The sequence below is a fragment of the Vibrio campbellii CAIM 519 = NBRC 15631 = ATCC 25920 genome (assembly GCF_002163755.1).
Classification (GTDB): Bacteria; Pseudomonadota; Gammaproteobacteria; order Enterobacterales; family Vibrionaceae; genus Vibrio; species Vibrio campbellii.
Genome location: NZ_CP015863.1, coordinates 3010601 through 3024068, shown reverse-complemented (window position 1 = coordinate 3024068; position 13468 = coordinate 3010601). Strand labels below are relative to the sequence as shown.

Below are 13468 nucleotides of genomic sequence, written 5' to 3'. Positions count from 1 at the left end.
TTTTGTTCTAGGTCACTAGTTGGTGAGTTTGCTAGGTTGCCTTTCAAATTTTCTGATAAACTTACACCAATTTGTTGATTTTTCGCTCGAAGGCTTATGACAACTACAGAAACAATAAATGCGGAAATGTTGCTCGAAATGGAATCTGTCAACGTGATGCCATTTACCGAGCACGATAAAATCATCTTGAGATCTTACGAAGCGGTCGTTGACGGCATTGCCAGTCTTATTGGTCCGTTCTGTGAGATCGTTCTTCACTCACTGGAAGACCTCAATACCTCTGCAATCAAAATCGCTAATGGTGAGAACACCGGTCGTCAGGTAGGCTCTCCTATCACTGACTTAGCACTTAAGATGCTGAAAGACATCGAAGGTTCTGAGCGTAACTTCTCACGTTCGTACTTCACCCGCGCCAAAGGCGGCGTATTAATGAAGTCGATCACCGTTGCTATTCGTAACGGCGAAAACCGCGTGATTGGTTTGCTTTGTATCAACGTCAACCTTGATGCGCCTTTCTCTCAAGTGCTGCAATCTTTCATGCCAACGCAAGAAGCGAAAGAAGCGGCGTCATCCGTTAACTTCGCAAGTGATGTTGAAGAACTCGTAGACCAAACGGTTGAGCGCACGATTGAAGAGATCAACGCTGACAAATCGGTATCGAATAACACCAAAAACCGTCAGATCGTGATGGAGCTGTACGACAAAGGTATCTTCGATATCAAAGACGCTATCAACCGCGTCGCAGATCGCCTGAACATCTCTAAACACACCGTTTACCTATACATTCGTCAGCGTAAAACTGAGGACGAATAAGCGTGAGTGGACTAACTTACACACTGGTCGTGAATGGTCCGGTTTACGGCAGTCAATCGGCACGCAGCGCATATCAATTCGCACAAGCGGTAATTGAACAAGGGCATACTCTGGTGAGTGTGTTCTTTTACCAAGATGGCGTCACTAATGGTACGGCTTTGAGCGTGCCTGCCAACGACGAGTTTGACCTAACCAAAGCTTGGCAATCACTCGCACAGCAACACGATATTCGTTTGGAAACCTGCGTTGCAGCAGCTTTACGTCGCGGCATCGTCAGCGAAGATGAAGCGAATCAACATGGTCTTGAGCAGAACAACCTAGCTACAGGATTCGAGCAAGCCGGTTTGGGAAGCTTAGCCGAAGCCATGTTAACCCAAGATAGAGTGGTGCAGTTTTGAGTCAGCTAACTTACCTATTTCGTAGTGCTCCGCATGGTAGCAATGCAGGACGTGAAGGTGTGGATGCGCTGCTAGCGGCATCTGCGTACTGTGAGGACATCACCGTCCTATTTGTTGGTGATGGTGTTTACCAATTACTGCTTGGGCAAGAGCCTAATGGCATCTTAAGCAAAGACTACGCACCAATGCTCAAACTGTTCGACTTGTACGACATTGAGCAAGTGTTTGTTTGTGCGGATTCGCTTGCCGAGCGTGGTTTGGCTCAAGCTGATCTAGTCATTGATGCAGAGGCTCTAAAAACTGAGCAACTAAAAGTTAAACTGCAACAAGCGGGCAAACTGCTGTCATTCTGAGGAAGCCATGTTACTTATCATCAAATCCGTAGCTGCATTAGACGATGCAATGGCACTGTACAGTGAGCAAGATGATGTCTTGTTGATTGAAGATTCCGTGTACGCTGCGAACCCTCAGCATAAGGCGTTTAGCAAGGTAAAAGGTCCATCAGTGTTTGCGCTGCAAAGCGATATTGAAGCCCGTGGCATGAGCAATCGTATCAGCCCATCTATTGAAGTGGTTGGCTATACTGGCTTTGTTGAACTAACAGCAAAACAAGCCAAATCTCTGACTTGGGATTAACCCATCTTTCCTGTCGATTGAGCTTTACGGATTAATTACCCTAATTGAACAAAAAAGATCCGTATATTTCTTGACACACCTCTCACTGCTGCATAGAATTTTGCGTCCCTAACTGCCAACCGCTTTTAGGGATAGATTTTTCACAAAGCTTACTTTCAAGTAAATCAGGAGCTAGTTAATGGCAACTATTAACCAGTTGGTACGTAAGCCACGTGCAAAGCAAGTTGTTAAAAGCAACGTGCCTGCACTAGAAGCGTGCCCACAAAAACGTGGTGTATGTACTCGTGTTTACACTACTACACCTAAAAAACCTAACTCAGCACTTCGTAAAGTTTGTCGTGTACGTCTGACAAACGGCTTCGAAGTTACATCGTACATCGGCGGTGAAGGTCACAACCTTCAAGAGCACAGTGTTGTACTAATCCGTGGCGGTCGTGTAAAAGACCTTCCGGGTGTACGTTACCACACTGTTCGCGGTGCACTTGACTGTGCTGGCGTTAACGACCGTAAACAAGGTCGTTCTAAGTACGGTGTGAAGCGTCCTAAGTCTTAATGGATTCCGTTAAGTAAGGCCAAACACTAAATTATTTTTAATTTTTTGAAAAAACTGAAAAGTTTTGGATAAAACCTGAAGAAGACAACGGAGAAAATCCATGCCACGTCGTCGCGTCATTGGTCAGCGTAAGATCCTTCCAGATCCAAAGTTCAAATCTGAACTGCTGGCAAAATTCGTTAACATCCTAATGGTTGACGGTAAAAAATCTACTGCAGAAAAAATCGTTTACACTGCACTAGATTCTATGGCTGAAAAGTCTGGTAAAGACCACTTAGCTATTTTTGAAGAAGCTCTTGAAAATGTTCGCCCAGCGGTAGAAGTTAAGTCTCGCCGTGTAGGTGGTTCAACTTACCAAGTACCTGTAGAAGTACGTCCGGTTCGCCGTAACGCACTTGCTATGCGTTGGTTGGTTGAAGCTGCGCGTAAGCGTGGTGAAAAATCTATGGCTCAACGCCTAGCTGCTGAAATGCTAGACGCGTCTGAGAACAAAGGTACTGCGGTTAAGAAACGTGAAGACGTTCACCGCATGGCTGACGCAAACAAAGCGTTCGCTCATTACCGTTGGTAATACCTTTTCAGTGCTGCAAGGTTCCTTGCAGCACTTCTTTAGTTCCTATGCCTATGCTAGGAACTATTGCTATATCTAGGGGATAGCATTTTTTAGTTATAGCAATAGTCCCTATCTCTAAGTTAAGAGGATTCAATCGTGGCTCGCAAAACTCCTATTGAGCGCTACCGTAATATTGGTATCGTCGCTCACGTAGACGCAGGTAAAACAACCACAAGTGAACGTATTCTGTTCTACACTGGTCTTTCTCATAAAATCGGTGAGGTTCACGATGGCGCTGCTACCATGGACTGGATGGAGCAGGAGCAAGAGCGTGGTATCACAATCACCTCTGCGGCAACCACTACTTTCTGGCGTGGTATGGATGCACAATTCCAAGACCACCGCATCAACATTATCGATACTCCTGGACACGTTGATTTCACGATCGAAGTAGAGCGTTCACTGCGCGTACTTGATGGTGCCGTTGTTGTGTTCTGTGGTTCATCGGGTGTTGAACCTCAATCTGAAACTGTATGGCGTCAAGCTGACAAGTACCACGTTCCTCGTATGGTATTTGTTAACAAGATGGACCGTGCAGGTGCTGACTTCCTACGCGTTGTTGATCAAATCAAAAACCGTCTTGGTGCGAACCCTGTTCCTATCCAACTTAACGTTGGTGCAGAAGATGATTTCAAGGGTGTTATCGACCTAATCAAGATGAAGATGATCAACTGGAGTGAAGCTGACCAAGGTACAACCTTCACTTACGAAGAGATTCCTGCAGACATGCAAGAGCTTGCTGAAGAGTGGCACAACAACCTAGTTGAGTCAGCGGCAGAAGCTAGCGAAGAGCTAATGGACAAATATCTTGAAGAAGGCGAACTAACGGAAGCTGAAATCAAGCAAGCACTGCGTACACGCACACTAAATAACGAAATCGTACTGGCCACTTGTGGTAGCGCGTTCAAGAACAAAGGTGTTCAAGCGGTACTCGATGCAGTGGTTGAATTCTTGCCATCACCAATCGACGTTCCAGCGATTAAAGGTGTGGATGACAACGAGAAAGAAGTTGAGCGTCATGCAGATGACAACGAACCGTTCTCAGCATTAGCATTCAAGATCGCAACTGACCCATTCGTAGGCACGCTGACCTTTATGCGTGTTTACTCTGGTGTGGTGAACTCTGGCGACGCAGTCTACAACTCTGTGAAGCAAAAGAAAGAACGCTTTGGTCGTATCGTACAGATGCACTCAAACAAGCGTGACGAAATTAAAGAAGTTCGCGCGGGCGATATTGCAGCAGCAATCGGCCTTAAGGACGTGACAACAGGCGATACGCTATGTGACCAGAACCACAAAGTGATTCTGGAACGTATGGAGTTCCCTGATCCGGTAATTCAGATCGCGGTAGAGCCTCGCTCTGTTGCCGATCAAGAGAAGATGGGTATTGCACTAGGTAAACTAGCGGCAGAAGATCCATCATTCCGCGTAGAAACGGACGACGAAACAGGTCAGACACTGATCTCTGGTATGGGTGAGCTTCACCTAGATATCATCGTTGATCGTATGAAACGTGAATTCAGCGTTGACTGTAATGTTGGTAAACCTCAGGTTGCGTACCGTGAAACAATCCGTGGCAACGCGGAAGTTGAAGGTAAATTTGTACGTCAATCTGGTGGTCGTGGTCAGTATGGTCACGTATGGATCAAACTGGAGCCATCTGAACCTGGCGAAGGTTTTGTCTTTGTTGACGAAATTGTGGGTGGTGTGGTTCCTAAGGAATACATCAGCTCGGTAGCGAAAGGTATCGAAGAGCAAATGAACAGCGGTGTTCTAGCGGGTTATCCTGTACTAGATATTAAAGCAACGTTGTTTGATGGTTCTTACCACGATGTTGACTCTAACGAGATGGCGTTTAAGATCGCTGGCTCGATGGCATTCAAGAAGGGTTCATTAGAAGCACAGCCTGTTCTTCTTGAGCCAATGATGAATGTTGAAGTAACTACTCCTGAAGATTGGATGGGTGATGTTGTTGGTGACCTTAACCGCCGTCGCGGTATGATCGAAGGTATGGACGATGGTGTGGCTGGTATTAAGATCATCCGCGCTCAAGTACCACTATCTGAGATGTTTGGTTACGCAACGGACCTACGTTCTGCAACTCAAGGCCGTGCGTCTTACTCTATGGAGTTTAACGAGTACGCTGAAGTACCGAAAAACTTCGCAGATAAAATCATTGCAGACCGTGGTTACTAATTAAAACGCTTTGAGCTGAAAAAAAGTCCAGCTTTTTTTAAAGATCAATGCGTCCAAATATTGCGCTAACAGGCGTTGGCGCATAAAATAACAATTTCTGGCGCGTCGAGATCAATAATGATCACGGCGAATCATAACTAGGAAGGAACACGATTGTGTCTAAAGAAAAATTTGAACGTACGAAACCGCACGTTAACGTTGGTACTATCGGCCACGTTGACCACGGTAAAACAACTCTAACTGCAGCTATCTGTACAACACTTGCTAAAGTTTACGGCGGTGTAGCTAAAGACTTCGCATCTATCGATAACGCTCCAGAAGAGCGTGAGCGTGGTATCACAATCGCTACTTCTCACGTAGAGTACGACACTCCAACTCGTCACTACGCACACGTAGACTGTCCAGGACACGCGGATTATGTTAAAAACATGATCACTGGTGCTGCACAGATGGACGGTGGTATCCTAGTTGTTGCTGCGACAGATGGTCCAATGCCACAAACTCGTGAGCACATCCTACTAGGCCGTCAGGTTGGTATCCCATACATCATCGTATTCATGAACAAATGTGACATGGTTGACGATGAAGAGCTACTAGAACTAGTAGAAATGGAAGTTCGTGAACTTCTATCTGAGTACGATTTCCCAGGTGATGACCTACCAGTTATCCAAGGTTCTGCACTAGGCGCACTAAACGGCGAAGAGCAGTGGGAAGCTAAGATTGTTGAACTAGCAGAAGCGCTAGATTCATACATTCCTGAGCCAGAGCGTGCAGTAGATATGCCATTCCTAATGCCTATCGAAGACGTATTCTCAATCCAAGGTCGTGGTACAGTAGTAACTGGCCGTATCGAACGTGGTATCCTAAACGTAGGTGACGAAGTTGCTATCGTTGGTATCAAAGACACTACTACTACTACATGTACTGGTGTTGAAATGTTCCGTAAGCTTCTTGACGAAGGTCGCGCTGGTGAGAACGTTGGTGCACTTCTACGTGGTACTAAGCGTGATGAAGTTGAACGTGGTCAAGTACTAGCTAAGCCTGGTTCAATCACTCCACACACTAAGTTCGAGTCAGAAGTATACGTACTGTCTAAAGATGAAGGTGGTCGTCACACTCCATTCTTCAAAGGTTACCGCCCACAGTTCTACTTCCGTACAACTGACGTAACTGGTGACATCTCTCTACCAGAAGGCGTAGAAATGGTAATGCCAGGCGACAACATCCAAATGCAAGTTGAGCTAATCGCTCCAATCGCTATGGACGAAGGTCTACGTTTCGCTATCCGTGAAGGTGGCCGTACTGTAGGTGCTGGTGTTGTTGCTAAGATCTTCGACTAATTCTTACTGAATTAATCGTAATCTTGCACTCTTCTTCTTTTGAAGAAAGCGCTAGAAAAAGGGAAGCTAAGGCTTCCCTTTTTTATATCTGCAATTCCTCCCTCCAATATGGTTATAAGCCAACCCTTCTTTGTCATATTTTTTGTTATTGAAAAACATGCCTTTAGCTCTACTCAATTTTCTCCTAGTTTCTAGCTGTCTGCTAAGTCATTGAAAGCCTCTAAAACGGCTGAAATCGTTATAACAAAACGTTCTGTCATTCCTTTTAATACAACTGGTAACAAGAACGATTCTTGTTTATATTTCTTCCCAAAGTGAAATTTAAAGGTTGTGAGTATGTACGTTTGTCTTTGCCATGGTGTCTCTGACAAGAAAATTAGGAAGTTGGCGATAGATGAAGGCGTATCAGACATCAAAGGGATCAAACGATGCACAGCGTTGGGCAGTCAGTGCGGTAAGTGCATCAAGCAAGCTAAAGAAATTTTAGCGGAAACAGAGTACCTAACACTGAAACAAGCTAGCTAATTATTCCCTAAGCCTTTTTGACACCTTCTCATTTGCTTCTACATTTAAATGAAGCCAAAGAGGAGGGCTTTGTTATGAAAGGCGATCCAATCATAATCCAACATCTCAATAAAGTGCTCGGCAACGAGCTCGTCGCTATCAATCAATATTTCCTGCACGCTCGTATGTACAAAGACTGGGGTTTAAAGCACCTCGCTGACAAGGAGTACCACGAGTCGATCGATGAAATGAAGCACGCTGACCACCTGATCGAACGTATTTTGTTTTTGGAAGGTCTGCCTAACTTACAAGATCTTGGTAAGTTGATGATTGGGGAAGATACCAAAGAAATGATCGAATGCGATTTGAAGCTCGAAATGGCAGCCATCCCAGATCTAAAAGATGCCATCGCTTATGCGGAAGATATTCGTGATTATGTTTCGCGTGACCTTTTTCAAGATATTCTTGAGGACGAAGAAGAACATGTTGATTGGCTTGAGACGCAATTGGGCTTGATCGAAATGTCTGGTATCGAAAATTACTTACAAGCGCAGTACGTCGACGAAGAGTAGGATTATATTTCGCTGTTTTCTCGTCGAAAGAAAGTGATTAAAAGTGCACCTGCTCTGTCTATCAGGTGCTAATCGCAGATATCTGGTCTTATCTCTTACATTATTACCTTTTTTAAGGATATCGCTCGCAATCTTACCTTTGAAGATTGACTTCTATCCTTTAGAATTTATTCCCCCTTACCGAAAAAATAACAAAAGAGAAACGATCCATGTCTGAAGACAATCGCCAAGAAGTCACCCCAGAAGAAGAACGCCGCCAACAAGCATTGGACTACCATGCGTACCCAACCCCAGGAAAAATTGCAGTAGAACTGACTAAGCCAGCAGAGACAGCAAATGATCTTGCATTGGCATACAGCCCTGGTGTTGCAGAGCCTGTACGTGAAATCGCGCAGAACGCTGATAACGTGTACAAGTACACGGCGAAAGGCAACATGGTTGCGGTTATTTCTAACGGCACGGCGATTCTTGGTCTTGGTAACCTTGGGCCACTAGCATCTAAACCAGTAATGGAAGGTAAAGCGCTGTTGTTCAAACGCTTTGCTGGTCTAGATTCAATTGATATCGAAGTAAAACACCGCACGATCGACGAATTTGTCGACACAGTAGCTAACATTGCTGACACTTTCGGTGGTATTAACCTAGAAGATATCAAGGCACCAGATTGTTTTGAGATTGAAAAGCGTCTTATCGAACGTTGTGACGTACCTGTATTCCACGATGACCAACACGGTACTGCAATCGTAACCGCTGCGGGTATGTTGAACGCAATCGAGCTGCAAGGTAAGAAGTTAGAAGAATCAACCATCGTTTGTCTTGGTGCTGGAGCTGCGGCCGTGGCATGTATGGAGCTGTTGATCAAATGTGGCGCAATGCGCGAGAAGATCTACATGCTGGATCGTAAAGGGGTGATCCATACACGTCGTGACGACCTAAACGAATACAAACAACTATTCGCAAACAACACAGATAAGCGTACGCTAGAAGATGTAATTGAAGGTGCGGATCTGTTCTTGGGCGTATCGGGTCCAAACCTACTACCTGCAGAAGCATTGAAGCTAATGGCAGACAAGCCAGTTGTGTTCGCATGTTCAAACCCAGATCCAGAAATCAAACCTGAACTGGCTCATGAAGTGCGTGATGACTTGATCATGGGTACAGGTCGTAGTGATTACCCGAACCAAGTAAACAACGTATTGTGTTTCCCATTCATCTTCCGTGGTGCATTGGATGTTCGTGCAAGTGAAATCAACGATGAGATGAAGCTAGCGGCAGTTGATGCGATTCGTGAACTAGCGAAAGAGTCAGTACCAGAAGCGGTATTGAAAGCAGCTGACGTAGATAAGCTAGAGTTTGGCGCTGACTACATCATTCCAAAACCAATGGACCCACGTCTACTACCACGTGTCGCAAAAGCGGTTGCTCAAGCTGCTGTTGATTCGGGTGTGGCACGTATTGAAATGCCAGAAAACTACATGGCTGAGTAAGCCAGAGTCTTTTCTGACGACAAACAAAAAGGGACGCGATGGCGTCCCTTTTTCGTTTGGTCGAAGCTACCCCCGGTGCAGCTTCACAATGTTGACGAATTTGTAAGCAATTATTCTTCGTCAAACGCTTCGAATTCGATGCCCATTGCCGTCATCAGCGCTTTTGCTTCTGTAGGAATATCATCTGGACGGTCTTTACGAAGGTCTTCGTCAGTTGGCAGTGGTTGACCTGTGTAAGCGTGTAGGAACGCTTCACATAGTAGTTCACTGTTAGTCGCATGGCGTAAGTTATTGATCTGGCGGCGAGTTCGCTCATCAGTCAGCACTTTTAAAACTTTTAGCGGGATAGAGACGGTAATCTTTTTTACTTGTTCGCTTTTTTTACCGTGCTCAGCATACGGGCTAATGTATTCGCCATTCCAGTCAGCCATTGCGCACCTTCATTAATGTAATAAGTTAGAAAAATAAATATAGGTGCTGATTTTAGCTGCATTTACCGCCATAAGCAAAGACATATAGACGTCTAGAAGTGTTGACGTCTTATTTTTAGACAAGTAAAGTGAGGTTAATAGTTAGGGAAGCGTATTAATCAATTGAACAATACAAGCTAGATATAGCGCATTCCCATTTAGATGTCACCACCCGTGAAAGGATACACTCATGAGCACCCGTAAGCCTGCAACCATTGCTGTACGCACTGGTATCGAGTCAGACAGTCAATACCACGCTGTTGTACCACCAATCTACCTTTCGACTAACTATGGCTTCCCAGCGTTTGGTGAAGTCCCACAATATGATTACACCCGTTCTGGTAACCCTAACCGAGGTTTGCTCGAGCAAACGTTGTATGAGCTTGAATCAGGCAAAGGTGCGGTTGTCACTAACTGCGGTACATCAGCACTAAACCTTTGGGTATCGGCGTTTCTTGGTCCTGATGATTTAATTGTTGCGCCACACGATTGTTACGGCGGTACCTATCGTCTTTTCAATACTCGTGCGAACAAGGGGGATTTTAAAGTGCAGTTTGTCGATCAGTCGGATCAGCAAGCTTTGGATGCGGCGATTGCGAAAAAGCCAAAGCTTATCTTGCTAGAAACGCCGTCAAACCCGCTTGTGCGCGTGGTCGATATTGCCGATGTGTGTGAAAAGGCAAAACAAGTCGGCGCACTGGTTGCCGTGGACAATACCTTTTTGACACCTGTGTACCAAAAGCCTTTGGAGCTAGGTGCGGATTTTGTTATCCACTCAACGACGAAATACATTAATGGTCACTCAGATGTAATTGGTGGCGTGGTGATCACCAAGACTGAAGAGCATGCTGAAGAACTGGCATGGTGGGGTAACTGCATTGGTGCAACGGGTACGCCATTCGACAGCTATATGATACTTCGAGGAATTCGTACGTTGGGTGCACGAATGCGAGTTCACGAAGAAAGCTCTCAGCAAGTGTTGGCGTATTTGCAAACGCAATCTTTGGTGGCGAAGATTTATCATCCAAGTTTGCCAGAGCATCCGGGTCATGACATCGCGAAGAAGCAACAGTCGGGCTTTGGTTCTATGCTGAGCTTTGAGTTTGTCGGCTCATTTGATCAGCTAAAAGTGTTTGTTAAAGAACTTGAACTCTTTTCTCTTGCAGAATCGCTAGGTGGCGTAGAAAGCTTGATTTGCCACCCAGCGTCAATGACGCATCGTGCGATGGGTGAAGAAGCACTGGCTGAAGCAGGTGTCTCTCAACAGTTACTGCGTTTATCTGTTGGCTTAGAAGATGCGCAAGATCTGATTGCCGATCTTGAGCAAGCATTCGCGAAAGCAGCACAGTAATTGGGAGAGGAAGGTTATGAGTGTACAACGTCAGCTGCATAAATTTGGCGGCAGCAGCTTAGCGAACCCCGAGTGCTACCAGCGCGTGGTGACTATTCTTAAAGAGTATTCGGCAGAAAATGACTTGGTGGTGGTCTCTGCGGCAGGGAAAACCACCAACCGCTTGATCGAGTTTTTAGAAGGCTTAGATAAAGATGGCCGCATTGCCCATGAAGCCTTGCAGAGCTTGCGACAGTTTCAAACTGAATTGGTAGAAGCTTTACTAGAAGGTGAAGCGCAGGCGCAACTGCTTGCTTCTCTTCAAGATGAATTCAGTACCTTGGCAGAGCTAACAGCGCCACTAACCGAAACACAAAAAGCGGCGGTTTTAGGTCATGGCGAAGTTTGGTCTTCACGCTTACTGGCTGCGCTGTTATCACAGCAGGATCTGCCAGCGGTAGCGCAAGATTCACGTGTGTTTCTGCGTGCGGAAGCTGGTACACAGCCAGAGGTCGATCGTGCTCGTTCATATGTATTGATTAAAGAAGCGTTGGCTCAACACAGCCATAAACGCGTCATTATTACTGGCTTTATGGCGCAAAACGAAGCGGGTGAGACAGTATTGCTTGGACGCAATGGTTCAGACTACTCAGCAACCGTGATTGGTGCTTTAGCTGAAGTTAATTCGGTGACCATCTGGAGTGACGTGGCTGGCGTTTACAGTGCAGATCCTCGTTTGGTATCGGATGCTTGCCTGCTCCCTCTACTGCGCTTGGATGAAGCGAGTGAGCTGGCTCGTCTTGCTGCGCCGGTGTTACACAGTCGTACACTTCAGCCTGTGGCTCAAAGCGCGATGGATTTGAACCTAAAATGCAGCTACCAGCCAGAGTCTGGCTCAACACGAATCGAACGTGTATTGGCATCCGGCCGCGGTGCAAAAATCATTACCTCTCTTGATGAAGTGCTATTAGTGCAGCTGTCTTTTATCCATGGTCACGATTTTGAGCGAGCGCAGAAAGAAGTTCTGCAGGCGTTAAAACGTGCTCAATTGGAGCCTTTAGCATTCGAAGCACAAGAAGATCAGCAGACCTTACGTTTAGCCTACACCGCAGAGATTGCTGGCGGCGCATTAACCTATCTGCAAGAGTTGGCCGTTGAAGCGGAAATCAAACTGAGAGAAGGCTATTCATTACTGGCTGCAGTCGGTGCCGGCGTGACGAAAAATGCGAATCACTGCTTTGGATTTTACCAGCAATTGAAACACGCTCCAGTGGAGTTTATTTCAGAGACGGAATCTGGCTTGAGTTTGGTCGCCGTGTTGCGTCGTGCTGAAGTCGAAGAGCTAGTACAAAGTATTCATAGCCAATTGTTTCAAGCGCAAAAGCGCGTAGCGGTGGCTTTGTGTGGTAAAGGCAACATTGGGTCAAGTTGGTTATCACTGTTCGCAGAGCAAAAAGAAGAGCTCAAAAAACGTCACGGCATGAGCTTTGACTTGGTAGCGGTTGTCGACAGCCAAACGTACTGGTTTGATGAAAACGGTATTGATGCCGCGACGGTTGCTCAGCGTTTTGATGATGAAAGCACAGAGAATGATGGCAACTGGCTGGCGAAGCTTGGTGCGATACAAAACTTTGATGAAGCCGTGGTACTGGATGTTACGGCAAGTAAAGAGCTGGCGACACGTTATGTGGAAATCGCACAGCAAGGCATTCACCTAATTTCGGCGAACAAAGTAGCCGGTTCGGCGGACAGTCAGTACTACCATCAAGTACAAGACGCGTTTGCTAAAATTGGCCGCCATTGGTTGTACAATGCGACCGTTGGTGCAGGGCTACCAATTAACCATACTGTTCGAGATTTGCGTGAAAGTGGTGATGATATTGTCGCACTATCAGGCATCTTCTCCGGTACATTATCGTGGTTATTTCAACAGTTTGACGGTTCGGTACCTTTTGCTGAGCTTGTCGATTTAGCATGGCAACAAGGCTTGACTGAGCCAGACCCTCGTTCTGACCTTGATGGTTCTGATGTGATGCGTAAGCTGGTCATCTTAGCGCGAGAATCTGGTTTGGATATTGAACCAGAGAACGTGAAAGTAGAGTCGCTGGTGCCAGCAGAATTGCGAGACTTGAGCCTAGACGCTTTCTTCGACCAAGGAGATATTCTCAGCGAGATTCTTCAAGAACGTTTGACCAAGGCGCAGAGAAACGACCAAGTGCTGCGTTATGTGGCTCGTCTAGAGCGTAATGGCAAAGCCACAGTAGGCGTTGAAGCGTTATCACGTGAACATGCTTTAGCGAATTTGCTGCCATGTGACAATATCTTCGCCATTGAGAGTAAATGGTACAAAGACAATCCACTAGTGATTCGTGGACCAGGTGCAGGACGTGAAGTAACCGCAGGGGCCATTCAATCAGACCTGAATCGCTTGGCTGGTTTGTTCTGATCTGACCAAACCCATTTTTGCGAACGACAACAAAACCTCGGAGCGTTTCCGGGGTTTTTTATTATTTGGATAATGCCATACTGAATCGGAAAGCGAGGCTAAGGATAAGC

14 protein-coding genes are annotated in these 13468 nt (G+C 46.0%); 13 read left to right on the top strand and 1 reads right to left on the bottom strand.

Annotated elements, in window-relative coordinates:
* Positions 1-96 precede the first annotated feature (96 nt).
* From A8140_RS14505 to A8140_RS14455, 11 genes are all read left to right on the top strand, one after another.
* On the top strand, positions 97-813 hold the full coding sequence (locus tag A8140_RS14505) for a helix-turn-helix transcriptional regulator (RefSeq protein ID WP_005438378.1): 717 nt from the start codon (positions 97-99) through the stop codon (positions 811-813).
* Between the two features lie 2 nt (positions 814-815).
* Complete coding sequence (tusD, locus tag A8140_RS14500) at positions 816-1211, top strand: sulfurtransferase complex subunit TusD (RefSeq protein ID WP_005532205.1); 396 nt, start codon at positions 816-818, stop codon at positions 1209-1211.
* Positions 1208-1564, top strand: a complete 357-nt coding sequence (gene tusC / locus A8140_RS14495; protein WP_005532207.1) for a sulfurtransferase complex subunit TusC — start codon at positions 1208-1210, stop codon at positions 1562-1564. Before tusD ends, tusC begins: the two co-directional genes overlap by 4 nt.
* 7 nt (positions 1565-1571) lie before the next feature.
* The gene (gene tusB, locus A8140_RS14490; RefSeq protein ID WP_005532210.1) at positions 1572-1847 is read left to right on the top strand and encodes a sulfurtransferase complex subunit TusB; all 276 of its coding nucleotides are present in this window, start codon (positions 1572-1574) and stop codon (positions 1845-1847) included.
* Between the two features lie 178 nt (positions 1848-2025).
* Positions 2026-2400: a 30S ribosomal protein S12 gene (gene rpsL / locus A8140_RS14485; protein WP_004399892.1), complete on the top strand. Its 375-nt coding sequence runs from the start codon at positions 2026-2028 to the stop codon at positions 2398-2400.
* A gap of 100 nt (positions 2401-2500) precedes the next feature.
* Positions 2501-2971 (top strand): 30S ribosomal protein S7, encoded by a 471-nt coding sequence (gene rpsG / locus A8140_RS14480; RefSeq protein WP_005438390.1) that lies wholly within the window; start codon positions 2501-2503, stop codon positions 2969-2971.
* A gap of 138 nt (positions 2972-3109) precedes the next feature.
* Positions 3110-5209, top strand: coding sequence for an elongation factor G (gene fusA / locus A8140_RS14475; RefSeq protein ID WP_005532212.1), 2100 nt, complete (start codon positions 3110-3112; stop codon positions 5207-5209).
* A 155-nt stretch (positions 5210-5364) separates the two neighbouring features.
* On the top strand, positions 5365-6549 hold the full coding sequence (gene tuf, locus A8140_RS14470; protein WP_087490655.1) for an elongation factor Tu: 1185 nt from the start codon (positions 5365-5367) through the stop codon (positions 6547-6549).
* Positions 6550-6885: 336 nt separating this feature from the next.
* Positions 6886-7074 (top strand): (2Fe-2S)-binding protein, encoded by a 189-nt coding sequence (locus tag A8140_RS14465; protein ID WP_005432737.1) that lies wholly within the window; start codon positions 6886-6888, stop codon positions 7072-7074.
* 74 nt (positions 7075-7148) lie between these two features.
* A complete protein-coding gene (gene bfr, locus A8140_RS14460; protein ID WP_005432738.1) occupies positions 7149-7625 on the top strand; it encodes a bacterioferritin in 477 nt (158 codons plus the stop codon).
* 209 nt (positions 7626-7834) lie between these two features.
* Entirely contained in the window at positions 7835-9112 is a 1278-nt protein-coding gene (locus A8140_RS14455; protein WP_005532749.1) for a malic enzyme-like NAD(P)-binding protein, read from the top strand.
* A 110-nt stretch (positions 9113-9222) separates the two neighbouring features.
* On the opposite strand, the gene metJ is transcribed toward A8140_RS14455, so the two are convergent.
* Positions 9223-9543: a met regulon transcriptional regulator MetJ gene (gene metJ / locus A8140_RS14450; RefSeq protein ID WP_005432736.1), complete on the bottom strand. Its 321-nt coding sequence runs from the start codon at positions 9541-9543 to the stop codon at positions 9223-9225.
* Between the two features lie 229 nt (positions 9544-9772).
* Between metJ and A8140_RS14445 the strand changes: the two genes are divergently transcribed.
* Together A8140_RS14445 and A8140_RS14440 are read left to right on the top strand one after the other, a co-directional pair.
* Positions 9773-10933, top strand: coding sequence for an O-succinylhomoserine (thiol)-lyase (locus A8140_RS14445; RefSeq protein WP_005532747.1), 1161 nt, complete (start codon positions 9773-9775; stop codon positions 10931-10933).
* 16 nt (positions 10934-10949) lie between these two features.
* Positions 10950-13358, top strand: a complete 2409-nt coding sequence (locus tag A8140_RS14440) for a bifunctional aspartate kinase/homoserine dehydrogenase II (RefSeq protein ID WP_005532745.1) — start codon at positions 10950-10952, stop codon at positions 13356-13358.
* The last annotated feature ends 110 nt before the right edge of the window (positions 13359-13468 follow it).